Below are 24,450 nucleotides of genomic sequence, written 5' to 3'. Positions count from 1 at the left end.
GAACTAAATCCGCTTCAAGACCACGGTGGCGTTGGTACCGCCGAAGCCGAAGGAGTTTGAAATGGCGACATCGATCTTGAGCTGACGCGCCTCATTGGCGCAATAGTCGAGATCGCAGCCTTCTCCGGGATTGAAGAGGTTGATGGTCGGCGGCGCTATCTGATGGTAGATCGCGAGCGCCGAGAACAGCGCCTCCACGCCACCCGCAGCACCGAGGAGATGGCCGGTCATCGACTTGGTGGAATTGACCACCAGCTTGCTTGCGTGAGCGCCGAAAGCGCGCTTGACGGCAATGGTTTCCGCCTTGTCGCCCAGGGGCGTCGAAGTACCATGTGCATTGACGTACTGTACATCCTCCGGATTCAGCTGTGCGTTTCGCAAGGCATTGCCCATGCAACGCGCCGCCCCCTCGCCGTCGTCGCACGGTGCGGTGATGTGGTTGGCGTCGGCACTCATACCGAAACCCGCCAGCTCGCAATAGATGCGCGCGCCGCGTGCCTTGGCATGTTCGTATTCTTCCAGCACTACGACGCCGGCGCCCTCACTGAGTACGAAGCCGTCGCGATCCCGGTCCCACGGACGGCTCGCGGTCTGCGGGTCGTCGTTGCGCGTGGATAGGGCACGTGGAGCGCAAAAACCTCCCAGGCCCAGGTTCGACACGCAGCCTTCAGCACCACCGGCAATCATCACGTCGGCATCGCCGTATTCGATCAGGCGGCCCGCATCACCGATGCTGTGCGTCCCCGTCGAACACGCGCTGACCAGCGAAATGTTGGGGCCCTTGTAGCCATACATGATCGACAGGTTGCCTGAGATCATGTTGATGATCGAACCGGGAACGAAGAACGGCGACACTTTGCGCACCCCACCGGCAGCAAAATCGTCGCAGGTATTCTCGATCATCGGCAGACCGCCGATGCCCGAACCGATCGATACGCCGACTCGCTCGGCCTGCGCCGGGTGCGCTTCGAGCCCGGCGTCGCGGATCGCCTGAATGCCTGCCGCCATGCCGTAATGGATGAAGACATCCATGCGGCGCGCTTCTTTTACCGAGAGGTACTGGCCAATGTTGAAGTCCCGCACTTCACCAGCGATCTGCACGGGGAAGCTGGAAACATCAAAACGAGTGATCCGGTCAATGCCGGAACGTCCGGCAATGATGTTCTGCCAGGCCGTTTCAACGGAATTGCCAACCGGAGAAAGGATACCAAGGCCAGTGATAACGACTCTGCGACGTGCCAACTTATGCTCCGGGAGTAGAAGATGCTGAAGCTGAAAAGCTTGCCATCACTCCCCACCGAGGACGGCCCCTTGCAGAGCCTGACCGCAGGGATCGTGGAAAGCGTCTACAGGAGAACTTACTTCTTGTGCGAACTGACGTAGTCGATAGCCTGCTGCACGGTGGTGATTTTCTCGGCTTCGTCATCCGGAATCTCGCACTCGAATTCTTCCTCCAGAGCCATTACCAGTTCGACTGTATCGAGCGAATCAGCGCCGAGATCGTCGACGAACGACGATTCATTCTTGATGTCCGCTTCGTTGACCCCGAGTTGTTCGGCGACGATCTTCTTGACACGTTGCTCAATATTTTCCACAAAAGTGCTCCTTCTCAGAGTTCATAGGTAAAACATAAATGCGCCATTCTAGCAAAATGGCCCAAACTTACCAAACATCGGTCGATGCTGCCCGGACGCTTTTTCATCCACAACCGATTTCAACCAGTAAACATGCCGCCGTTGACGTGAATCGTCGTGCCAGTAACGTAAGCAGCCCCGGCCGACGCCAGGAAAGCAACCGCCGCCGCCACTTCCTGCGGAGATCCGAGCCGAGCAAGCGGGACGCCAAGCAGCAGCGCTGCTTTCTGTTTGTCGTCGAGTGCGCGCGTCATGTCAGTGTCGATTAGACCAGGCGCCACGCAATTGACGGTGATGTTGCGACTGCCCAGTTCTCGAGCCAGTGCCCGGCTCATGCCGGCAACACCGGCCTTGGCAGCGCAGTAATTGGCCTGACCCGGATTGCCGGCGTGACCGACAACCGAGGTCACGTTGATGATGCGACCGTAGCGCGCCTTCATCATGCCGCGCATCACCGCCCGGCAAAGGCGAAAAACCGCTTTCAGGTTGGTATCGAGCACATTTTCCCACTCGTCGTCCTTGAGACGCATCGACAGGTTGTCGCGCGTGATTCCGGCGTTATTGACCAGCACCGACAGCGCACCGTAGGTCTTCTCGATGTGGCTGATCACGGCATCTATCTGCTCAGCATCGCGAACTTCCAGCACAACGCCCTCACCGGCGCTGCCCGCAGCCAGCAGAGCCGCAGAAATTGTTGCCGCGCCTTCGCCTGTCGTTGCCGTACCGATCACCGTGGCGCCAAGGCGACCCAGTTCGAGCGCGATCGCCGCACCAATGCCGCGAGAGGCACCGGTGACCAATGCCACTTGTCCGTTGAGCATTCCCGTCCCCATCGTCTCTAACCGAGATGTTCGACAGCGGCGCCGACCGCCGCCAGATCAGCCAAGGCAACGCCAGCCAGGGTAGCTGCGCAACGTTTGGTCAAGCCTGCCAGCACCTTGCCCGGCCCACATTCGGCCACCGTCGTCACATTCATTCCCGCGATCTTCTGGATCGTCTCCACCCAGCGCACCGGCGAGTATGCCTGTCGGATCAAGGCGTCCTTGATGCGGTCAGGGTCCGACTCGATCGCCACATCGGCGTTGTTGATCACCGGGATCTGCGGCGCAGCGAAGTCAAGCTCGGCGAGGCGGACAGCCAGCTTGTCGGCTGCCGGTCGGATCAGCGACGAGTGAAAAGGCGCCGAAACCGGCAACAACAGCGCACGCTTCGCGCCACGCGCCTTGCAGCCTGCGCAGGCCAGCTCCACCGCCGCCTTGCTGCCGGCGATCACCGTCTGCCCCGGGCCGTTGAAATTGACCGCTTCGACGACCTCGCCATCGCCAGCCGCAGCGGCTGCCTCGACGCATGCTTCGGTGATCTTCTCGTCATCGAGACCAAGAACGGCCGCCATCGCTCCCGCGCCCGCCGGCACGGCTTCCTGCATCGCGGTGGCACGCAGCCGAACCAGCGGCACCGCATCCTGGAAGGAGATGACTCCGGCAGCAACCAGTGCCGAGTACTCGCCAAGACTGTGCCCGGCGACGACGGCCGGCAACTTGCCACCACGTTCCAGCCACAGACGATAGACCGCGACGCCAGCGGCGAGCATCAGCGGTTGCGTGTTGACGGTTTGCGCCAAGGCTTCGGCCGGACCATCGATCAACAATTGCCAGAGATCCTGCGACAGCGCCGCCGATGCTTCGTCGAAGGTTGCCCGCAGCACAGGCGAATCGCCATAGGCGGCCATCATCCCGACCGATTGCGAACCCTGACCCGGAAAAACGAATGCGAAAGCCATCTTGTATTGCTTCCCTTCTATAGTTCGAGCAGCACGGCGCCCCAGGTGAAACCACCACCGACGCCTTCGAGCATGATTTTCTGACCGGCCTTGATGCGCCCGTCGCCAACCGCCTCGTCGAGGGCCAATGGCACGGACGCCGCTGACGTATTGCCATGTCGATCGACGGTCACCACCACCTTGTCCATCGGCATCTTGACGCGTTTCGCTGTCGCTTCGAGGATACGAACGTTGGCCTGATGCGGAATCAGCCAGTCGACCTCCGACGGCGCAATACCAGCCGCCTGACAACACTCATCAGCCACCTCCGCAAGCACGCGCACGGCGAATTTGAAGACCGCCTGGCCGTCCATGCGCAAGAAGGGATCGCCGGTAACCTTGCCACCGCAGACACTACCGGGAACCGACAGGATAGCGTGGTGGGCACCGTCCGCATGCAAGGCAGAGGCCAGAATTCCCGGCTTGTCGGAAGCCTCGAGAACGACCGCACCCGCCCCATCACCGAAGAGCACACAGGTGCCCCGATCAGACCAGTCAAGAATGCGTGAAAACACTTCCGCGCCGACGACAAGGGCCCGGCGATGACTACCCGAGCGGATGAATTTCTCGGCAATCGTCAAGCCATAAACGAAACCGCTGCACACCGCCTGCACATCGAAAGCGGCCGCGCCACGATTGCCCAGTTTGCTCTGCAGTAAGCACGCGGTACTCGGAAAGATGAAGTCCGGGGTCGAAGTGGCGACAATGATCAAGTCCAGGTCGGTGGCATCCAGACCGGCCGCCATTAGCGCTCGTTTGCTCGCTTCTAGGGCCAGATCGCTGGCGTTCTCGCCGTTCGCCACAAGATGACGAGACTTGATGCCGGTTCGGCTGACGATCCACTCATCGCTGGTGTCGATGCCGCGACTCGCGAGATCGTCGTTGCTGACCGGCGGCCCGGGCAGATAACTGCCGATACCGGTGATGCGGGAGAACATGCTATGCGATCTCCAGAAGCGGTTGTTGTTGCGCGACGCGTTCACTGATCCGTGCCAGGACGCCACTGCGCGCCTCTTCCGCAGCACGCCGCAGCGCCTGCCCGAAGCTGAAGACATCTGCGGAACCGTGACTCTTGACGACAATGCCCTTCAAGCCAAGCAAGGTGGCGCCGTTGTACTTGCGATGGTCGACGCGGCTTTTGAAGCGATTGACCACCGGCAAACAGATTACCGCGGCTAGCTTGGTCAACAAATTGCGCCTGAATTCCTCACGCAGAAAGGTCGCCAGGAGCTGCGCCAGACCTTCCGAGGATTTCAACGCGACATTGCCCACAAAGCCATCACAGACGACGACATCGGCCTGCCCCTTGTAGACACCATCGCCTTCGATGTTGCCAACGAAATTCAGACCGGAATCCCAAAGCAGCTCAGCAGCACGCTTGACGACCTCGTTACCCTTAATTTCTTCCTGCCCGATATTGAGAATCCCGACCGTTGGCCGATCGCGATGCTCGACCGCCGAAACCAGCGCAGCACCCATGATTCCGAACTGCAGCAGGTTTTCAGGGCTGCAATCGACGTTGGCGCCAAGGTCCAAGACGTGCGTGTGTCCTTTGATCGTCGGCAGAATACCGCAGATCGCCGGGCGATCGATACCGGGCAGCATCTTGAGCACGAAACGGGAAATACCCATCAAGGCGCCGGTATTTCCCGCCGAGACACAGGCATCCGCCTCACCGCTCTTGACCAGATTGACCGCCACGCGCATCGACGAATCCTTCTTGGTGCGCAACGCTACCGACGGCGCCTCGTCCATGGCGACCACTTCACTGGCGTGACGAATAAGGACACGACCAATCGCCACGTCGCCGACCAGGGAAACAATCCTATCGGCGAGGCCGACCAGGATCACGCGCACGTCAGGCTGATCACGGACGAACTCGAGGGCCGCCGGAATCGTCACCAGGGGACCGTGATCCCCACCCATGCAGTCAATGGCGACGGTAATAGTCATCGGAAGGCAGACCAAAGAAAAGGCAGGAAGGCCCCCATCATGGGAGGCCGCCTGCCCCATCCAAGGGAATCACTCGCTCGCGCCCTTGCCGACTTTTTTTCCGCGATAGTGGCCCGAGGGGCTGATGTGGTGGCGCAAATGCACTTCGCCGGTGCTTGGCTCGATGGCCAGGGGCGGGCTGCCCAGGGAATCGTGTGCGCGATGCATGCCGCGCTTGGACGGGGATTTCTTGTTCTGTTGAACAGCCATGACAAACTCCTAAAATCAAACTTGCTAAGCCCTGCCCTTGAGGCCGGCCAAAACTGAAAATGGCGACTCTTTTGTCGATTCGCCTGCACCACCGGGCAGCGCACAATCGTCGTGACGAGGCACCGTTGGAAGCGCCAGAAGGATTTCATCCTCGACCAGAGCCAGCACATCGAGCTCCTTCTCGGCCGGAAGAAAGTCCCTGGAATCATCCTCCAGATCCTCCTGCGTCAGATCACTGTCACTCGCCACAAATTCGAGCAAACTACGCAACTCCAACGCGTACGCCAGCGGCTCCAGGCAACGCTGACAGCACAGCGACAGCACGCCGTCCACCTGCAGCAGTAGCTGCGCGCGGTCCCCAGAGCCCATTCCCCCTTCGGCCCGATACGTCAGACAACCCGCCGAGTCCAACAGCAAGTCAGACAAACGAGTCAGCGCCGCCAGCGGCACTTCACCTTGCAGCGAAGCTCCCTCGCGCCCGAAAGCCAGACTATCAATGAGCACGCGTCTCGACATAAGGGCGGCATGATATTATTTTCGGCTTTTGAAGTCAAAGCTGTGGCGCTGCAAAACAGGCTATTTCTCGATTTCTTCGCCGGCGGCCGCGATTTCATTTCCTGATCGGCCACCCCATGCCCAGAAAACAGCTCATCCTGGCCTCGACCTCGCCGTTCCGACGCCAACTCCTGGCTCGGCTCGGCCTGCCCTTCGCGAGCGCTGATCCCGCCGTCGACGAAACGCCGCTACCAGACGAGACACCCGAAGCCAGCGCCTTGCGCCTGTCCGAAGCCAAGGCACGAGCGGTTAGCGCCCTTTTTCCGGACGCACTGATCATTGGTAGCGACCAGGTCGCCTGCCTTGACGGCCAGGTCTTCGGCAAACCCGGTGATCACAGCAAGGCCGTTCGCCAGTTGCAGACCATGCGTGGGCGCAGCGTCAATTTCTTTACCGGCCTCTGCCTCCTCGACGCCGCAAGCGGCCGAGCACAGCTGCGCGGCGTACCGACACGCGTCCACTTTCGTGACCTGACAGACACCGAAATTGAAAACTACCTGCGTAGGGAGCAGCCCTACAATTGCGCGGGCAGCGCCAAATCAGAAGGATTGGGAATCGCCTTGATTGCCAGGATCGATGGCGAAGACCCCAACGCGCTCATCGGCCTACCCCTGATAGCGCTTTGCGACCTGTTGCGCACAGAGAGTGTGTCCATTTTATAATCAATGCATTACACGTTAAACATAGGGTGATTTATGAACAAGGGACGGCTATATTTGATCCCCGTTCCGCTCGGCCCGACCGCCGTCGCTGCGGTCCTGCCACAAGCCGTGCTGGCCTGCGCTCGCGGGCTCGGTCACTTCGTTGTCGAAAACGCCAAGTCGGCGCGCGCCTTCCTCAAGTTGCTGCCCGCGGACCTGCCAGTGCAAGAGATCTGGATTCAGGAGCTCAACCAACACACGCCAGCCAGCGAGCTCCCGGCACTGCTGGCACCACTGCTGACCGGCAACGATGTCGGCTTGATCTCCGAAGCCGGATGTCCGGCGGTCGCCGATCCGGGAGCCGCGCTGGTCGCTCTGGCGCAAAAGGAAGGCATCCAGGTCGTACCCATGGTCGGTCCGTCATCGATTCTGCTGGCCTTGATGGGCTCGGGACTGAGCGGCCAGAGCTTCGCTTTCCACGGCTACCTGCCAAGCGCCCCTCGCGAACGCGAAAAGCGCCTGCGTGAACTGGAGAAGGAATCGCGGCTGGGACTGCAAACGCAAATTTTCATCGAAACGCCGTATCGCAACCAACAAATGCTCGAATCCTTGCTCAAGACCTGCGCCCACGAAACCAGAGTCTGCGTCGCGAGCGACCTCACTCTCGACAGCGAGCAGATCGCCACGCGCCGGGTTGCCGCGTGGCGGCGCCAATCGCTACCAAACATCAATCGCCGGCCGACGGTATTCCTGCTGCAGGCCTGACAACCGCCGGTCAGCGAAAGTCAACGAAAGTCAACGCAAGGCGGGCCAGTCGATCGCGCCAAGCAGCGAACCCGCACTTTGCGCGGCGTCGGCACGCAGGCGCTTGGCGAAACGCTCGGCGATATTTTCCTTGATCGTGAAGTCGACGATCCGCTCGGCCTTGATCACTTCGCGCGCCACCGACTCAACGGTACCCAAGTCGTCGGCCAGCCCGAGCCGAATGCTCTGCATACCGGTCCACATCAGGCCACTGAACATCTCTGGCGTTTCCTTCAGACGCTCACCTCGCCCCTTGCGCACGACTTCGATGAACTGCCGGTGAATCTCGCCAAGCAAGACCTGTGCGTGCTTCTTCTGCTCTGCATCCTGCGGCGAAAACGGATCCAGGAAGCCCTTGTTCACTCCCGCCGTCAGCAGCCGGCGCTCCACTCCGAGCTTGTCCATGGTCCCGGTAAAGCCGAAGCCATCCATCAGCACGCCGATCGAACCAACAATGCTGGCCTTGTCGACGAAGATCTTGTCGGCGGCGACAGCCACGTAATAGCCGCCGGAAGCGCAGAGATCCTCGACCACGACGTAAAGTGAAATCTGTGGATGCTTGCTGCGCAGGCGGCGGATTTCGTCATGCACGATACCCGCCTGTACCGGGCTGCCACCCGGGCTATTGACCCGCAGGACGATGCCCGCAGTTTCCTTATCATCAAAAGCGGAACGTAGCGCCTCGTTGATACTCTCCGCACTGCCTTCGCCACCGCTGGCGATGGTGCCATTGATGTGAACAAGCGCCGTGTGCTTGCCATTGACCAGCTTCTCCGAGCCACCGCCCCAGTCGACGAACAAGAGCAGCACAGCGAGCAGGTAGGAAAAGCCGATCAGTTTGAAAAAAATTCCCCAGCGCCGTTTCACTCGCTGCTCCTGCAGCATCGCCAGGGCAAATTTCTCCAACAACTGCCGCTCCCATTGGGGTTCGTTTTCAGGAGTAGTCACGCTTCTTGCTCGCTTGGGGTGTAGTAGATGGCGCCATCGCGCTCTTCGATCGCTAGCGGCGTCAGGCCTCTACCGTTACAGCGGCCGCCCAGACAGCGACCGTCTTGAGGAGAATACAGCGCGCCATGTGTCGCGCAAATCAAGTATAGCTTGGAATCATCGAAGAATTCATTGGGCTGCCAGTCCAGTTCAACGGCTACGTGACCACAGCGATTGAGATAGGCCGCGACCCGACCACGAAAGCGCACCGCGAACGCCGGCTCTTCACTCTCTTCGCCCCGGACGGTGAAACGAACGCCGGCGCCGCCGTCGATCAAATTGGCAGACAGACAGATCAGGCGTTGATTCGCAGCCATTGCGCCACCTCCTCGATCTCCTGCAGACGGGCCAAGGGGGCCAGGGCATCCAGCGCGGCCGCTGGATGCGCGCCATAGCCTGCGGCCAGGCAAGCAACGCCAGCGTTCCTGCCCATCAGCAGGTCGTGCGTCGTATCACCGATCATCAGTGTCCGCTCCGGGGCGACCGACAATTCATCCATCAACTCCTCGAGCATCTGCGGATGCGGCTTGGAAAAGCACTCGTCGGCACAGCGCGAGGCATGAAAATAGGTTCCCAGACCACTGTTGTGCAAGGCGCGATCGAGTCCGATCCGGCTCTTGCCGGTAGCCACGGCGAGCAGAAAACCGGCCGCGGCCAGTTCGGCGATCATGGCCGCGGCGCCGTCAAACAGCTGCAGTTCGTGATCGTGTCGCAGGTAGTGATGGCGGTAGCGCTCGACCATCAGTGGGTAGCGCTCTGCGGGCAGGTTCGGCACCGCGTAGCGTAGCGCATCGTGCAGGCCGAGCCCGATCACATGCCGAGCCCGCTCGTCCGCCGGAATCGGCAAACCGAGGTCACTGCACGCCGACTGGATGGCGTCGACAATCGCCCCCGCCGAATCGAGCAGGGTGCCGTCCCAGTCGAATACCAGCAATTCAAACCGGCTCGCCATAGTCCTGCCTCTCCTTTTCCGAAACATTGCGCAAGAATTGCGCCAGGGCGCTCGGCAAAGCGGCTTCCAGCAGCATTTCGTGACCGTCCTGCGGATGCGGCATCGTCATTTTCGCGGCGTGCAGAAACATGCGCTTCAGCCCTTCCCTGGGGAGGGTCCGATTGAGGGAAAAATCGCCGTACTTCTCGTCACCAGCGATGGGAAAGCCAAGGTGTGCAAGATGAACCCGAATCTGGTGCGTCCGCCCCGTTTTCAGTTCCGCTTCGAGAAGACTAAAATGCTCCCAGCGCGCCAGCAACCGAAACACGGTATGCGCCGTCTTGCCGTCGTCTGCGACACGAACCCGACGCTCGCCGGACGGCAGCAGATACTTGAGCAAGGGCAAGCGGACTTTGCGCACCGGGTCCATCCAGCGCCCGGCGACCAATACCTGATAGCGTTTGTCGGCGCCGCGCTCACTACCGCCGCGGGCACCGGCACGGAACATCTCGTGCAAGGCCAGCAACACCGAACGCTTCTTGCCGATTAGCAGCAGACCGGAAGTCTCGCGATCCAGGCGGTGTGCGAGTTCAAGAAAGCGGGCCTGCGGCCGTTGCCGGCGCAGCGCCTCGATGACCCCGAAACTCTCCCCGCTGCCCCCATGTACGGCAAGGCCTGCCGGCTTGTCAACGACCAGCAAGCCCTCGTCTTCATAGACCACCGGCAGCTGCACCTTGAGAGCCGCCCCGTCCACGACTTCCTGATCGACCTGCGCCGTGCGCATCGGCGGAATGCGCACCACATCGCCGATTTGCAGGCGATACGATACCGCGGTGCGACGTCCGTTCACCCGCACCTGACCGCTGCGCACGATGCTGTAGACGTGGCTCTTGGGCACTCCCTTGCACTTCTTCAGCAGCAGGTTGTCCAGGCGCTGTCCGTGCTCGTTCTCGGTGATCAGCTCCTGAATCACGGAGCTTTTGCTAACTTCGGCCATTTTGAATATACTTCGCTCGTTTTGCGTCTTGAGTTGAAAGAGGCGCTGACCCGTGAGACCGTCCAGCGGCGCCGATTCTAAAGCAATTGCGACGCACTTTCCGGCAGGCCTCAGCCGCCTCGCTTGCGCCAATCTGCGCAAGATCACTCAACGCGATTCACCTGGTTAAGTACGCTCACCACTAAGTAGCGATACTACTTGAACTGCGCGCGCCCAGCACCTGCGGAACGGCCCAGGCAGATTCCGGAGTCCTTGATTTCAAAGGCCAGACGACTGACAAGTCGGCGAGATTTCCCTATTAGTTGCCCTGTCGGAGAGCCCCTCAAGCACCCCACCAAACAGCTAATCCGTCGCTGCCTGAAGCAGGCAATTCCCCCGTGAGAGCGCGTGGGAGCCCAATTTATTATGAAACGCATGCTTTTTAACGCGACACAGGCCGAGGAACTGCGTGTCGCCATTGTCGACGGTCAGAAACTCATTGATCTGGACATTGAATCGGCCGCCAAGGAACAGAAAAAAAGCAACATATATAAAGCAGTCATTACCCGCATCGAGCCCAGCCTGGAAGCGGCATTTGTCGACTACGGCTCCGAGCGGCACGGCTTTCTCTCCTTCAAGGAAGTGTCCCGCGCCTTCTTCCAGCCCGGTGTCGATGCCGGCCGCACGACGATCAAGGAAGCGCTTCGCGAAGGTCAGGAGCTGATTGTCCAGGTTGACAAAGACGAGCGTGGCAACAAGGGAGCGGCGCTGACGACCTTCATCAGCCTCGCCGGGCGCTATCTCGTACTGATGCCGAACAACCCACGCGGCGGCGGCGTCTCGCGCCGTGTCGAGGGCAACGAGCGCGCCGAGTTGCGCGAAGTGATGGATCAACTGGATGTCCCGCAGGGCATGAGCCTGATCGCCCGCACGGCGGCCATTGACCGTAACGCCGAAGAGCTGCAATGGGATCTCAACTACCTGTTGCAGTTGTGGAAAGCCATTGAGGGAGCCGCCCATCAGCAGCAGGGAGCCTTCCTGATCTACCAGGAAGGTAGCCTGGTGATCCGTGCCATTCGTGACTACTTTCAGCCGGACATTGGCGAAATCCTGATCGACACCGACGATGTCTTCGAACAGGCGAGTCAGTTCATGGCGCACGTGATGCCCGGGACGGTCGACCGCATCAAGCGCTATCACGACGATGTACCGCTCTTCTCGCGCTTCCAGATCGAGCACCAGATCGAATCGGCCTATTCGCGTCAGGTCGGCCTGCCGTCGGGTGGCGCCATCGTCATCGACCATACCGAAGCCCTGGTGTCTATCGACGTCAACTCGGGCCGCTCGACGCGCGGCGCCGACATCGAAGAGACAGCGCTGAAAACCAACCTCGAAGCGGCGGAGGAAGTCGCCCGTCAGTTGCGACTGCGTGATCTTGGTGGCCTGATCGTCATCGACTTCATCGATATGGAGAACCAGCGCAGCCAGCGTGACGTCGAGAATCGCGTCCGCGACGCACTGCGCTTTGACCGTGCACGCGTGCAGACCGGCAAGATCAGCCGCTTCGGCCTGCTCGAGTTGTCGCGCCAGCGCCTGCGCCCGGCGCTCGCGGAAACCAGCTACATCGCCTGCCCGCGGTGCTCGGGGACGGGTCACATCCGTAGTACCGAATCGGCCGCCCTGCACATCCTGAGGATTCTCGAAGAAGAGGCCATGAAGGACAACACGGCGGCGGTGCACACCCAGGTACCGATTGACGTCGCCACTTTCCTGCTCAACGAAAAGCGGACCGATGTCCAGGCCATCGAGCAGCGACACAAAGTGACTATCCTGCTGATTCCCAACATGCATCTCGAAACGCCACAGCATACGATTGTCCGCGTTCGCCAGGACGAACAGATCAACGACGAGCAGCTGCAGCCCTCGTACCGCATGGTCGATATGCCCACCGCAGACGTCGCCAGTGCGACGACCGTCGCTGACGCCAAAGCGTCGCGCCCTGAAGCGGCAATCAAGGGCGTTACCGCGGCGCAACCAGCGCCGATGCGCGCGCAAATACCACCGCCCGAGGCCGAAAAGCCAGCCAGCGCTGCAAGTGGCTTCGTGAACCGGATTATTTCCTGGTTCCAGCACAAGCCCGAGGCAGCGCCAGCCGAACCGGCACCGGCACCGGTACCGGTAAGGCCCGCTCGTACCAGCAGTTCGGCACGTGACTCACAGCGCGATCCTCGCCGCGGCAACGCGCGCAACAATCGTCGCGACGAGACGCGTGAAGCACCTGCGCCACGCGGCAATCGTGAGCAAAACGAGACCACAGCGCCACAGAACGTTTCGCAGGCACGCCCGGAACCGTCGCGAACTCGTGAGCCGCGAGAACCCCGCGAACCCCGCGAACCCCGTCGTGGACGTTCCGAAGCGCGTGGCGAGCGCAAGGAGCAGTCTGCCCCGCCACAAGAGCTTGAAGCACAAGCCACGCAGCAGCCAGAACACGCTCCGCGCCCGAACAGCCCCGCTCCTGAACAAGCGACCGGCGAGAACAGTACCGCCCCACGCCGTCGTGGGCGTCGCGGTGGTCGCCGCGAGCGCGGCGAGAAAACCGAGAACCAGCTCGATCTGCTGAACAGCGAAGCGGCAGCCAGTGGCGCCACACCGGCTAGCGCGCCAGCGGCAAGAACGGCACCGACCGCGGCCGAGCCGCAGCAAGCCGCAAACGCGCCGGTGGTGCCGGTCAGCACGGAGCAAACCGGCCCGCAGCCTGCCGAAGTCATCATTCAGCTCGCCCCCGCGGTCGCCCCCCCTGCTCCTGCGCCGGTGCTGCTGGCCAAGCTTGCCGAAACGCCCGCGCCGGTCAGCTCCAGCGATGCGGAAGACGCTGCGGCAAACCCCGACGCTGCTGCAACAACAACCAAAGTAGCGAGCGAAGTCATTACGGCGAGCGCGCCGGAAGCAAGCGCCGCCATGGCGGAGGCAAGCGCCCCCGTCATAACCGCCGCTGCCGAAACGCCAACGGCCGTCGAACCACCGCTCGTAGTCGCAGCGCCGCCCGTCATCGAAGCGAGCTCCGTCGCAGAAGTGCCGGTAAGCCCCGCAGCTGCGGCAGCAGCAGAAGAGGTGGTTGTAGACGTCGCGGCAACGCTGGATCTGGTCGAGTCCGGTCCGCAGCCAACCGCCACCCCGGCGGTCAACGTGCGCAGTGAACTGGTGATGATCGAAACGAACACCGACAAGGCGCAGTCATGGCAAGCCGAGGAAGTGACTGAATCGATGACGGCACGCAAGCCACGTCGCAAGCCCGCCACCGTGGCCGTTGCTGACGAGCCGCTGGTGATGGTCGAAACGCAAAAGTAAGTCGCGCGTGGGTGAGGGTCGGAGATTCTTTCCGCCAAGGCGTACAAGCCTATAGATCAAGAAGATCCGATCCTCCCGCACATATCGGCCATGCAGTGAACGGTCATGACATGTCGAGATACCCAGAATCATGAAAGTCATGACCGTTTCCCTCTTCCCCAGACCCTTCTCCCGCGAGGGGAAAAGGGCGCTTCGTGAGTCGCTTGCGCGACTTTCACATTAAAGGCAAGCGCTCCGGTGGGCGTTTCCCCGCAACTGCCCACTGGAGAACCCTTCCCTGCGCTACCCTTGGCCCGGCTACAGAGCCCCGGGCCCCAGGCTGTTGATTTCCAACCAGCCTACTGACTGAACTGAATTTGCCGCGCCTACGTCGAGCATAATGATTCCTTGATTTCTCTTATAATCCGGCTTTTCTCGTCCAATGCGCCTTCCCATCGCAAGAAGGAAAAGTAGACGCGATTTGCCCTATCGACCCTTCTCATAAACTTCGGAAGCTTTCCGAGCAGCAGCAAGCCAGTCCAACTGTCCCAAGCAGGAGCCGTCATGACCTCTACCCCAATCTTCTTCTCGTCCGCGCGTCGTCGTACCCTCGGGTATGCGGCTGCCAGCCTGGCCAGCGTCGCACTGCTGCTTACGGCGGGCTGTGGCAAGAAAGAAGAGGCCGCGCCGCCGGCACCCCCGACTGTCGAAGTCGTCACCGTGACGCAGAAAGACGTGCCGATTTACCAGGAATGGATCGGCTCTCTGGATGGCGACGTCAATGCCGTCATCCGTCCACAGGTGACCGGCTACCTGGTCAAGCAGAACTATCGCGAAGGCGACCTGGTGAAAAAGGGGCAGTTGCTCTTCCAGATCGACCCACGCACTTTCGAAGCAGCGGTCGATCAGGCGAAGGGACTGGTTGCCCAGCAACGCGCGCTCTACCATACGGCGAAGGCCAATCTGGCGCGGGTCAAGCCGCTGGCGGCCAAGAACGCGCTCAGCCAGAAGGATCTCGACGACACCACCGGTGCCGAACTGTCGGCCAAAGCCTCGCTTGACGCCGCCGAAGCGTCTCTGGAGACCGCCAAGCTGAACCTCAGCTTTACGCGCATCACGTCTCTCATCGAGGGCATCGCCGGCATCGCCAAAGCGCAGATCGGCGACCTGCTGAGCCCGAGCATGCCGACCGAACTGACGACCGTATCGACCGTCGATCCGATCAAGGTCTACTTCAACATCAGCGAGCGGGAATACCTTCCCCTGGCCCGCGCCATGCTCGCCGAAGGCCCCAAACAACAGCGCAAGCACGTGCCGATCGAGTTGATCCTCGTCGATGGCTCGGTCTTTCCGCATGAGGGCCAGTTCTCGGTGCTCAACCGGCAGGTAGACTCGAGCACCGGCACCTTCAAGGCCACGGCCCTCTTCCCGAATCCGGAGCGTTTGCTTCGCCCGGGGCAGTATGGCCGCATCCGGGCAACGATGTCGGTCACCGAAGGTGCACTGCTGGTACCGCAACGGGCGGTGACCGAAATCCAGGGCAAGTACCTGCTTGCCGTGGTCGGCGCCGACAACAAGGTCGACATCCGTCCGGTAAGTGTCGGCGAGCGAATCGCTTCGGACTGGATCATCGCCAGCGGCTTGCAGCCGGGTGAGAAGGTGATCGCCGAGGGAACGCAGAAGGTCAAGGCGGGTATGACGGTCAACCCCAAGCCTTTCGAGCCGCCGGCGCCAGCCGCCGCCAAGCCGACGAAGCCCGAGGATAAACCGGCGGCGCCTGCGCCTGAAAGCAAGGGGTAAGCTGCCATGTCCAAGTTTTTCATCAACCGGCCGATCGTGGCCATGGTCATCTCGATCCTGATGACCATCGTCGGTCTGGTCGCCATGGCCGGCCTGCCGACCGCCCAGTTCCCGAACATCGTTCCCCCGCAGATCAATGTCAGCAGCACCTACACCGGCGCCGATGCACTGACCGTCGAACAGGCCGTGGCGACACCGATCGAGCAGCAGATGTCCGGCGTCGACAACATGGACTACATGTATTCGATCAACGCCAACAACGGCCAGTCCACGCTGTATGTCAACTTCGCACTCGGTACCGATGCCAATACCGACCAGTTGCTCGCCCAGATGCGCCAAGGCCAGGCCGAATCACAACTGCCTTCGGATGTGCGCAACTACGGCGTCACCGTCGCCAAGTCGACCTCGTCGCCGCTGGTCATGTTCGCGCTCTACTCGCCGAACGGGACCTACGACAACGTTTTCCTCGCCAACTACGCGTACATCAACATCAACGACCAGATGACACGGGTCAAGGGAATCGCCAGCGTCACCATCTTCGGCGCCGGCCAGTATGCGATGCGGCTGTGGGTCAAACCCGACCAACTGGCCAAGCTGAACATCACGATTCCCGAAATCATGAACGCCGTCAACGCGCAGAACACCGTCAATCCGGCCGGAACGATCGGCGCCGAACCGGTACCGCAGGGCCAGGAGTTCACTTACGCGGTGCGCGCCCAGGGCCGCCTGCAAAGCGCCGAAGAATTCGCCAACATCGTGCTGCGCGCCAACCCCGACGGCTCGATCGTTCGCGTCGGCGACGTTGCCCGCATCGACCTCGGCGCCCAGACCTACAGCCAGCAGGGCCGGCTCAACGGCAAGCCCGCCGCCCTCGTTGCCCTCTACCAGATGCCTGGCGCCAACGCCCTCGATGCCGCCGATGGCGCCAAGAAGCTGATGGAGAAGATCAAGCAGAGTTTTCCGCCCGACCTCGACTACGTTATTGCCCTCGACACGACGCTGTCGGTCACCGAAGGGATCAAGGAAATCCAGCATACGCTGCTCGAAGCGCTGGTCCTGGTGATGATCGTCGTCTTCGTCTTCCTGCAGGGCTGGCGGGCAACGCTGATCCCTTTGCTGGCGGTGCCGGTGTCGCTGGTCGGCACCTTCATGCTCTTCCCGATGTTCGGTTTTTCGATCAACACCCTGTCGCTGTTCGGTCTGGTGCTGGCCATCGGCCTGGTGGTCGATGACGCGATCGTCGTCGTCGAAGCGGTCGAACATCATATCGAAAACGGCATGACGCCCAAGGACGCGACGCTGCGAGCGATGGAGGAGGTCACCGGACCGGTGATCGCCATCGCCGTCATCCTGGCGGCCGTTTTCGTGCCGACCGCGTTCATTCCCGGAATCACAGGCCAGCTCTACCAGCAGTTCGCGGTCACCATCGCCATCTCGGTGATCATTTCCGCATTCAACGCGCTGACTCTGAGCCCGGCGCTCTGCGCCATGCTGCTCAAGCCAAAGGTCAAGGGCAGCGGCCCGTTGCAGAAATTCTACGACGGCTTCAACCGGGTGTTCGGCCGCGTCACCGGCGGCTACGTCGGCATCTGCCGGATCGCCATTCGCCGCAGCGTGATCAGCGTCCTCTTTCTCGTCGCTGTGACTATCGGCGCCGGTTTCTTTGGCAAGCTTGTCCCCGCCGCTTTCCTCCCGGATGAGGACCAGGGTTACGTCTTTGCCGCAATCCAGCTCCCCGACGCCTCATCGCTGCAACGCACGTCGGAAATTGCCGCCCAGGCCGAAGAGCTGATCATGAAGGTCCCTGGCGTCCAATACACGACCACCGTCGTCGGCTACAGCATGCTCAGCCAGGTGACCAATACCTACAGCGCCTTCTTCTTCATCACGCTCAAGAACTGGGACGAACGCAAGCTGCCCGACGAGCAGTACACGGCGATTAAGGCCGAGCTGACCAAGCGGCTGGCCAGCATTCCCGGCGCCATCGCGTTTGCGTTTCCGCCACCAGCCATCCAGGGCGTCGGCACCTCGGGCGGTGCGACTTTCATTCTTGAAGACCGGGCTGGAAAGGACATCGCCTTCCTCTCCGAGAACACGACCAAGTTCCTCGAAGCGGCCAGGAAACGCCCCGAACTCGCCACCGTTTCGACCACTTTCCGGCCGACCGTGCCGCAGCTCTTCATCGACGTAGACCAGGACAAGGTACTCAAGCAGGGCGTCATCCTCAGCGATGTGTACAAGACGCTGCAGAGCTTTCTGGGCAGCGGCTTCATCAACTACTTCAACCGCTTCGGACGGCAGTGGCAGGTGTACGTCCAGGCCGAGGGCGACTACCGCACCAACATCGAGAATGTCGGTCGCTTCTACGTGCGTAACGACAAGGGCGAGGCGGTGCCGCTGTCGGCGTTGACCTCGGTACGCAATATCTCCGGCCCCGAATTCACCATGCGCTACAACCTCTACCGCAGCGCGCAGATCAATGCCTCGGCGGCGCCCGGTTATAGTTCGGAGCAGGTCATGCGAGCGCTCGAGGCGGTTTTCGCCGAAACCATGCCCACTGAAATGGGCTACGACTACATGGGCATGTCGTTCCAGGAGCAGAAGGCGCAGCAAGGCGTCTCACCGGCGGTCATCTTCGGCTTCTCGCTGCTCTGCGTCTTTTTGATCCTGGCGGCGCAGTACGAAAGCTGGTCGTTGCCGTTCTCGGTGCTGCTGGGCACGCCGATCGCCATCGCCGGCGCCTTTGCGGCGCTGCTCTTGCGCGGCCAGGAGCTCAATGTCTATGCGCAGATTGGTCTGGTCATGCTGATCGGCCTGGCCGCCAAGAACGCCATCCTGATCGTCGAATTCGCCAAGATGGAATACGAGAAGGGCGAACTTTCGCTCGCCGAGGCGACGCTGAAGGGCGCGCAACTGCGCTTTCGGCCGATCCTGATGACCTCGTTCGCCTTCATCCTCGGCTGCGTGCCGCTGGCCATCGCCAGCGGCGCCGGCGCGCTTTCGCGGCAGGTCATGGGCAGCGCCGTGATCGGCGGCATGCTGGCCGCCACCGGCATTGCGATCTTCATCATTCCGGTGACATTCTATGTCGTCGAAAAACTGTCGCACAAGCGCGACACGAGCGCCCCACACCACGGCGGCGGCCCCGACGCCAGTCCCGTTGTCAAGGAAGCCGCTGCAAAGGAGGATGGCCATCATGCGTAAGTCCTTGATTGCCGCGCTGCTCGCGCTGCTCGCCGGTGGCTGCATGGTCGGCCCCGACTACCTTCGCCCGCAGGTCGAGACGCCGCCAGCCTGGCGGCTCAGCGACGAGGCCGCCAATGACCTCGCCAACACCGCCTGGTGGCAACAGTTCGACGACCCGGTGCTCGACGATCTGGTGAGCACTGCGCTGCGTGAAAACCACGATCTGATGATCGCCGCCGCACGCATCGAGGAATTCGCCGGTAACTACGGTTTCGTTCGCGCCGGTCTTTTCCCGCAAGTGGATGCCAGTTACGAAGCGAGGCGGCAGCGGGACATCAGCGCGGTGGTGATCGGCGCCGGCAACGGCACCACCTACAACAGCTACAACGCCGTCTTGAACGCCAGTTGGGAAATCGACATCTGGGGCCGCATCCGCCGCCAAACCGAGGCGGCGCGCGCGCAGCTGCTGGCCAGCGAAGAGGGCCGACGGGGCGTGATTCTGTCCCTGGTCGGCAGCGTTGCCGGCGCCTACGTCAACCTCCGCGACCTCGATCGCCAGCTGCAAATTGCCCGGGCGACGGCTAAAATCCGCGGCGAGTCGTACGACATCTTCAAGGATCGCTACATGGGTGGCGTCATCTCGATGCTCGAGTTGAGCCAGAACAAGTCGCAGTACGACGAAGCGCTGGCCAGCATCCCGCCGATCGAAAAAGCAATTGCCCAGCAGGAGAATGGCCTGAGCGTGCTGCTCGGCCGCAACCCCGGCCCGATTCCGCGTGGCAAGAATATCGATCAACTGCGCTTGCCGGCGATCCCGGCAGGCCTGCCATCCGAACTGCTCGAGCGACGCCCCGACATCCGGCGCGCCGAGCAGGACCTGATCGCCGCCAATGCGCTGATCGGCGCCGCCAAGGCGGCTTATTTCCCGACCATCTCGCTGACCGGTCTCTTCGGCTACTCCAGCACCAGCCTGAGCAATCTGTTCCAGGGCGACAACAAGGTGTGGAGCTACGGCCTGCCGATCACCATGCCGATCTTCACCGCCGGCGCCATCGCCGGCCAGGTCCAGTCCGCCGAGGCCGTGCAACAGCAAGCGCTGTTCGCCTATCAGAGGGCCATCCAGCAAGGCTTTCGCGAAGTCAATGACGCGCTCGTCGATCAGGACCGGACACGCGAACAACTGCGGGCGCAGAAGCAGCAGGTGGAGGCGCTCGAGCAGTACTCCGCGACCGCCCGACTGCGCTACGACAATGGCTACAGCAGCTACATCGAAGTCATTGACGCCGAGCGCAGCCTGTTCAACGTCCAGCTACAATACACGCAAACGCAGCAGACGCAGTTCCAGGCGATGATCAACCTCTACCTGGCGATGGGCGGCGGCTGGGTGAACGAAGCCAACAAGTTGACCGGTACGAGCGAAGGGCAGTGATCGTCGTTGAGCTTGCGACGCGCTGCCGACCGCCTCGTCATTGGCAATCTGCGGTGCACTGAACGGCGCCGCAGCTTTTCGCCGGTTTCATCGCCGGCGATTTTCCAGCAGGGAAGTTCCTCAGAGAGATCCAAAGGAGACGACAATGAGCCAGAAGCAAAAACCGAGCACGGAATCCCCAGTCGAGGAAAACATCAATCCGGACATGCCGCCGGAGGCGGAGGTCGGCGGGACACCCGAGGTGATCGTTAGCGCCGAAGTAAGCGGAAAGGCCAAGAAAGCGAAGAAGAAGATGTCCAATCAGGCCTACCTCAAGGCCCTAGAGAAACTCGAGGCGGAACTCGTTCATCTCCAGTCCTGGGTCATCAGAGAAGGCCTCAAAGTCATCCTGGTCTTCGAAGGCCGCGATGCCGCCGGCAAGGGCGGAACGATCAAGGCGATCACCGCACGTGTCAGCCCGCGGATTTTCCGCGTCGTCGCCCTGCCCGCGCCGACCGATCGCCAGAAGAGCCAGATGTACGTACAGCGCTACATAGAGCACTTCCCGGCCGCCGGCGAAGTGGTCATCTTCGATCGCAGCTGGTACAACCGGATAGGCGTCGAAACGGTAATGGGCTTCGCCACCGAGGATCAGGTGCAGCATTTCCTCAAGATGGCGCCGATGTTCGAGAAGGCAGCGGTCGAGGAAAACGGCATCATCCTGCTCAAGTACTGGCTGGAAGTCGACATGGACGAGCAGGAGCGGCGCCTCGAGGCACGCATCACCGACCCGCGCAAGCAGTGGAAGCTCTCGCCGATGGACCTCAAGTCCTTCAGCCGCTGGTACGATTATTCGCGCTCGCGCGACCGAATGTTCAGGGAAACCGATACCCATTGGGCACCCTGGTTCGTCGCCAACTCCAACGACAAGAAGCGCGTTCGCCTGAACATCATCCAGCACATCCTGAGCAGCATCCCCTACGAAGTACCCAAGACTCCCAAGATCAAGCTGCCAGCAAGGCAGAAGAAGGGCGACTACAAGGAACCCAAGCTGTCTCTGAAGTACGTTCCGGAAGTCTTTTAGGCGGCGAACCGTGGTGGCAGGGCCTTGCCGCCGACGTGCTTGCGCGGCGGCATAACCCGGCTTCTGGTGGCAAGATGATTTTTCTGTTGACAACAGCGATTGGAGAGATCGGAACGATGGGCAAGAAAAAGAAGGCACAAGAGAAAGGCAAAATCCTGGGCAACATCAGTCCCGACATGCCCTTGGCAGCATTGAACAGCGACGCGGCCGAAACGGCCGCGGCCTCGACGCACAAAAAGTTGTCGAACAAGGCCTACCTGAAGGAGCTCGAAAAGCTCGAAGCCGAGTTGGTGCACCTCCAGGAATGGATAATCCAGAAAGGCCTCAAGGTGGTCATCGTTTTTGAAGGCCGCGATGGCGCCGGCAAGGGCGGCACGATCAAGGCCATCACCGGCCGCGTCAGCCCGCGCGTTTTCCGCGTCGTCGCGCTACCCGCGCCAACGGAGCGCGAGAAGACCCAGATGTATGTGCAGCGCTACCTGCCGCACTTGCCGGCAGCCGGCGAAGTGGTGATCTTCGACCGCAGCTGGTACAACCGCGCCGGCGTCGAACGCGTCATGGGTTTCGCCAGCGACGAGCAGGTCGAGGATTTCCTCAAGGGAGCTCCCCTGTTCGAAAGACTCATGGTCAGCAAGAACGGCATCATCCTGCTCAAGTACTGGCTGGAAGTCGACATGGACGAGCAGACGCGCCGCCTCGAAGCGCGCATCACCGACCCGCGCAAGCGCTGGAAGCTGTCGCCGATGGACCTCAAGTCGTACAGCCGCTGGTACGACTATTCGCAAAGCCGGGACGACATGTTCGAGGCCACCGATTCCGAATGGGCGCCGTGGTTCGCGGCGCGATCCGACGACAAGAAGCGGGTGCGCCTGAACATCATCAAGCACATCCTGAGCAGCATCCCCTACGAAGTGGCCAAGCCACTGGACATCAAGCTGCCCAAACGGCAAAGCGCTGGCAAGTACCAGAAAAGCGACCATCCCGTGAAGTACATCCCGGAAATGTTCTGAAGCATCGCTGACCGGCTGCTTCCCGAACGGGCCGAGGCCGCCGCGACAAGCGGACCTTCGCTCATGCCGGGGTGCGCGAAACGCTGTGTCGCCAGTAGAGCAACGCGCCGAGGCGACCTGCTTCATCGTGACAGTGACGCCGGTTGCCGAGCCCGCGTTCAGCTGAAGGTCTTTGTACGCGACGTCAGCTTCATGATTACGCCGTGTTCGTTCTTCACCAACCCCGCCGCCCACCCTCGCGCTTGCGTCGAGTATCGTGTAGGTGCCCGGAAAGTTGGCCACGTCCGTCAGGTCGTAGACCTCGCCTGCGGCACTCATCGTCGACATGCCGACGTTTACTCCTGTGGTGAGGCCACCAATCTTGAAGTCATGGACTTCGCCCTTGTAGGTCAGCGTGCCACCACCGACGATGACGGCCTGCCCGCTGGCGAAGCAAGCGTGTTGGCCAGCGGGAAGTACAGCCCCGCGGGAATGCCATAGCACAGCATCCCGCAGCCATCCTCTTGTGCCTCGACGACCGCAAATCGGCGAGCTTTCCGATAACAACGGCATTCAATCCCTATGCTGCATATGGCATATTCTGGATTCCACAGTACGACAGACCACTAAGACGTTGGCAATCATCGGGGCAGTTGATGCTCAAAAAAAATATTCGCTAGCCAAAAGACAAAGTGCTAGTCTTCAAAGCAGTGGACGCGGGGGCCACCTACAGAGGTCGTAGGAACCGGTCGCTTGCGTTTTGCCGCTTCTTTTACCGACGGGAGGCAAGACTATGCGTTTTCCACATGCATCATGCAAACACCATTGCGCGAGAAGCATTGCCCTGCTCGGCGTGCTACTGGTGACCGCCTGCGGCCAGCCAGCGACGCCACCGGCGACGAAAGTTAGCGCTGCAAGCACCGAGGGCACCGTGGCGACCGACGAGAAGCAAGGCTTCACCGGCGACTGGACAACCATCGGCACACGCCAAGTCCTCGACCTCGGACCTGGCCAGCAAGCCGTCATTTTCCAACTCAGCGGTTCGCTGCTGCTGAACGGCAAGCAGCGAATAAATCGCGGTTTCCAAGCCCAGGTCATCGGCTTTTCCGACACTACCACCGGCCTGCAGGGGCGCAGCGTGTGGACCGACGAGAAGGGCGACAAGGTCTTCAGCGAGTTAAGCGGTGAAGGGCTCGGCCCGGGCCTGCTGATCGAAGGCAAGCTTATTGGCGGTACCGGTCGCTACGCCGGCGTTAGCGGTGAATACAGCTTCAAATGGAAGCGCATCGGCGCTTTCGAAGGCAGCGAACTGACCGGCCGGGTCGTCGATCTGAATGGCTGGGCTCGCCTCGGGTCGCCCAGTGCGGTTGCTCCCACCACTGCAGGAGGTCAACAATGAGTACAGCCGCTTTCGGAACGGGAAGGATCGTGAAACTGGTGATCCTCCTGATCATGTTTTTCGGCCTCTGGTTCGCGCCGGTTCCCGCGGGCCTGACCGTTGAGGCCTGGCATCTGTTTGCCGTCTTCGCCTCGGCAATCACCTCCGTGGTCCTCAATGTCTTCCCGCTCTTCACTTCGGCGGTGTTGGCTTGTGCGATCGTCGTGCTCACCGGCACACTGACTCCGGAGAAGGCCTACGGTGCCTTTGCCAACGCCATCGTGCTCCTGGTGGTGACCGCTTTCCTGGTCTCGCAGGCGGTGGTCAAGAGCGGACTCGGCAAACGCATCAGTCTCTATGTGATTTCGCTGTTCGGGAAATCGACGCTCGGCCTGGCGTACAGCATCTTCATTACCGACACCCTGATTGCCCCCGGCTTCCCGAGCAATACCGCACGCGGTGGCGTTCTCTTCCCGGTGATCCTGGCCCTGGCGCAAAGCAGGGGCTCGACACCCGACGACGAGAACCTGCGACGCCTCGGCGGCTACCTGATGTTTTGCGGCATGGCCAGCCTGGCCATCACCTCGGCACTGTGGTTCACCGCCACCTCGGGCAACCCGGTCGGAGCAGCACTCGCCGCCGAACACGGGATGAGGATTGATTTCGGCTCCTGGCTGCTTGCCTCCAGCGTACCCTGTCTGGTGGTGATCGCCCTGCTCCCGGCTGCTG

Annotated in this window: 21 protein-coding genes and 1 pseudogene; 10 read left to right on the top strand and 12 right to left on the bottom strand. The window is 61.3% G+C overall.

Annotation, left to right across the window (positions count from 1 at the left end):
* Positions 1-3 precede the first annotated feature (3 nt).
* The 8 genes from fabF to V5B40_RS21615 form a co-directional block, all read right to left on the bottom strand.
* A complete protein-coding gene (fabF, locus tag V5B40_RS21650; protein ID WP_332356492.1) occupies positions 4-1,242 on the bottom strand; it encodes a beta-ketoacyl-ACP synthase II in 1,239 nt (412 codons plus the stop codon).
* A 116-nt stretch (positions 1,243-1,358) separates the two neighbouring features.
* The gene (gene acpP, locus V5B40_RS21645) at positions 1,359-1,595 is read right to left on the bottom strand and encodes an acyl carrier protein (RefSeq protein ID WP_169067022.1); all 237 of its coding nucleotides are present in this window, start codon (positions 1,593-1,595) and stop codon (positions 1,359-1,361) included.
* A 119-nt stretch (positions 1,596-1,714) separates the two neighbouring features.
* Positions 1,715-2,455, bottom strand: a complete 741-nt coding sequence (gene fabG / locus V5B40_RS21640; RefSeq protein WP_332356491.1) for a 3-oxoacyl-ACP reductase FabG — start codon at positions 2,453-2,455, stop codon at positions 1,715-1,717.
* Positions 2,456-2,472: 17 nt separating this feature from the next.
* Positions 2,473-3,414, bottom strand: a complete 942-nt coding sequence (gene fabD / locus V5B40_RS21635; protein ID WP_332356490.1) for an ACP S-malonyltransferase — start codon at positions 3,412-3,414, stop codon at positions 2,473-2,475.
* A 17-nt stretch (positions 3,415-3,431) separates the two neighbouring features.
* Positions 3,432-4,391 carry a beta-ketoacyl-ACP synthase III gene (locus V5B40_RS21630; protein WP_332356489.1) on the bottom strand — a complete coding sequence of 320 codons (960 nt, stop codon included), beginning with the start codon at positions 4,389-4,391 and terminating at the stop codon, positions 3,432-3,434.
* Between the two features lies 1 nt (position 4,392).
* Complete coding sequence (gene plsX / locus V5B40_RS21625) at positions 4,393-5,406, bottom strand: phosphate acyltransferase PlsX (protein ID WP_332356488.1); 1,014 nt, start codon at positions 5,404-5,406, stop codon at positions 4,393-4,395.
* A gap of 69 nt (positions 5,407-5,475) precedes the next feature.
* Entirely contained in the window at positions 5,476-5,655 is a 180-nt protein-coding gene (gene rpmF, locus V5B40_RS21620) for a 50S ribosomal protein L32 (RefSeq protein ID WP_332356487.1), read from the bottom strand.
* 24 nt (positions 5,656-5,679) lie between these two features.
* Positions 5,680-6,159 (bottom strand): YceD family protein, encoded by a 480-nt coding sequence (locus V5B40_RS21615; protein ID WP_332356486.1) that lies wholly within the window; start codon positions 6,157-6,159, stop codon positions 5,680-5,682.
* Positions 6,160-6,287: 128 nt separating this feature from the next.
* Between V5B40_RS21615 and V5B40_RS21610 the strand changes: the two genes are divergently transcribed.
* Both V5B40_RS21610 and V5B40_RS21605 read left to right on the top strand, forming a co-directional pair.
* Positions 6,288-6,872 carry a Maf family protein gene (locus V5B40_RS21610; protein WP_332356485.1) on the top strand — a complete coding sequence of 195 codons (585 nt, stop codon included), beginning with the start codon at positions 6,288-6,290 and terminating at the stop codon, positions 6,870-6,872.
* Positions 6,873-6,905: 33 nt separating this feature from the next.
* Positions 6,906-7,616: an SAM-dependent methyltransferase gene (locus V5B40_RS21605; RefSeq protein WP_332356484.1), complete on the top strand. Its 711-nt coding sequence runs from the start codon at positions 6,906-6,908 to the stop codon at positions 7,614-7,616.
* 30 nt (positions 7,617-7,646) lie between these two features.
* Here V5B40_RS21605 and V5B40_RS21600 read toward each other — a convergent pair whose 3' ends face one another.
* From V5B40_RS21600 to V5B40_RS21585, 4 genes are read right to left on the bottom strand one after another with little or no spacing between them, the layout of a single operon-like run.
* Complete coding sequence (locus tag V5B40_RS21600) at positions 7,647-8,540, bottom strand: S49 family peptidase (RefSeq protein WP_332356519.1); 894 nt, start codon at positions 8,538-8,540, stop codon at positions 7,647-7,649.
* 59 nt (positions 8,541-8,599) lie between these two features.
* On the bottom strand, positions 8,600-8,959 hold the full coding sequence (locus V5B40_RS21595) for a Rieske (2Fe-2S) protein (RefSeq protein WP_332356483.1): 360 nt from the start codon (positions 8,957-8,959) through the stop codon (positions 8,600-8,602).
* Positions 8,938-9,594: an HAD-IA family hydrolase gene (locus tag V5B40_RS21590; RefSeq protein WP_332356482.1), complete on the bottom strand. Its 657-nt coding sequence runs from the start codon at positions 9,592-9,594 to the stop codon at positions 8,938-8,940. The genes V5B40_RS21595 and V5B40_RS21590 overlap by 22 nt, the downstream gene beginning before the upstream one ends.
* Complete coding sequence (locus V5B40_RS21585; protein ID WP_332356481.1) at positions 9,578-10,570, bottom strand: RluA family pseudouridine synthase; 993 nt, start codon at positions 10,568-10,570, stop codon at positions 9,578-9,580. Before V5B40_RS21585 ends, V5B40_RS21590 begins: the two co-directional genes overlap by 17 nt.
* 405 nt (positions 10,571-10,975) lie before the next feature.
* Here V5B40_RS21585 and V5B40_RS21580 point away from each other — a divergent pair, with 405 nt between their 5' ends.
* The 8 genes and pseudogenes from V5B40_RS21580 to V5B40_RS21545 form a co-directional block, all read left to right on the top strand.
* Positions 10,976-13,897: an Rne/Rng family ribonuclease gene (locus V5B40_RS21580; protein ID WP_332356480.1), complete on the top strand. Its 2,922-nt coding sequence runs from the start codon at positions 10,976-10,978 to the stop codon at positions 13,895-13,897.
* Positions 13,898-14,440: 543 nt separating this feature from the next.
* Positions 14,441-15,676 carry an efflux RND transporter periplasmic adaptor subunit gene (locus V5B40_RS21575; protein ID WP_332356479.1) on the top strand — a complete coding sequence of 412 codons (1,236 nt, stop codon included), beginning with the start codon at positions 14,441-14,443 and terminating at the stop codon, positions 15,674-15,676.
* Positions 15,677-15,682: 6 nt separating this feature from the next.
* The gene (locus V5B40_RS21570; protein ID WP_332356478.1) at positions 15,683-18,880 is read left to right on the top strand and encodes an efflux RND transporter permease subunit; all 3,198 of its coding nucleotides are present in this window, start codon (positions 15,683-15,685) and stop codon (positions 18,878-18,880) included.
* Entirely contained in the window at positions 18,873-20,291 is a 1,419-nt protein-coding gene (locus V5B40_RS21565; protein WP_332356477.1) for an efflux transporter outer membrane subunit, read from the top strand. The genes V5B40_RS21570 and V5B40_RS21565 overlap by 8 nt, the downstream gene beginning before the upstream one ends.
* Before the next feature lie 244 nt (positions 20,292-20,535).
* Positions 20,536-21,354: a polyphosphate kinase 2 gene (ppk2, locus tag V5B40_RS21560; RefSeq protein ID WP_434735901.1), complete on the top strand. Its 819-nt coding sequence runs from the start codon at positions 20,536-20,538 to the stop codon at positions 21,352-21,354.
* A 176-nt stretch (positions 21,355-21,530) separates the two neighbouring features.
* On the top strand, positions 21,531-22,364 hold the full coding sequence (ppk2, locus tag V5B40_RS21555) for a polyphosphate kinase 2 (protein ID WP_332356517.1): 834 nt from the start codon (positions 21,531-21,533) through the stop codon (positions 22,362-22,364).
* A gap of 772 nt (positions 22,365-23,136) precedes the next feature.
* A complete protein-coding gene (locus tag V5B40_RS21550; RefSeq protein ID WP_332356476.1) occupies positions 23,137-23,742 on the top strand; it encodes a hypothetical protein in 606 nt (201 codons plus the stop codon).
* A pseudogene (locus V5B40_RS21545) lies at positions 23,739-24,425 on the top strand (SLC13 family permease); the annotation flags it as partial. The gene V5B40_RS21550 and the pseudogene V5B40_RS21545, both read left to right, overlap by 4 nt.
* Between the last annotated feature and the right edge of the window lie 25 nt (positions 24,426-24,450).

Origin of the sequence: Candidatus Accumulibacter meliphilus (assembly GCF_036625345.1) — a bacterium.
Taxonomy (GTDB): Bacteria; Pseudomonadota; Gammaproteobacteria; order Burkholderiales; family Rhodocyclaceae; genus Accumulibacter; species Accumulibacter meliphilus.
Note: the sequence above shows the minus strand (reverse complement) of the source record. Positions and strands in the feature narration are given on the sequence as shown.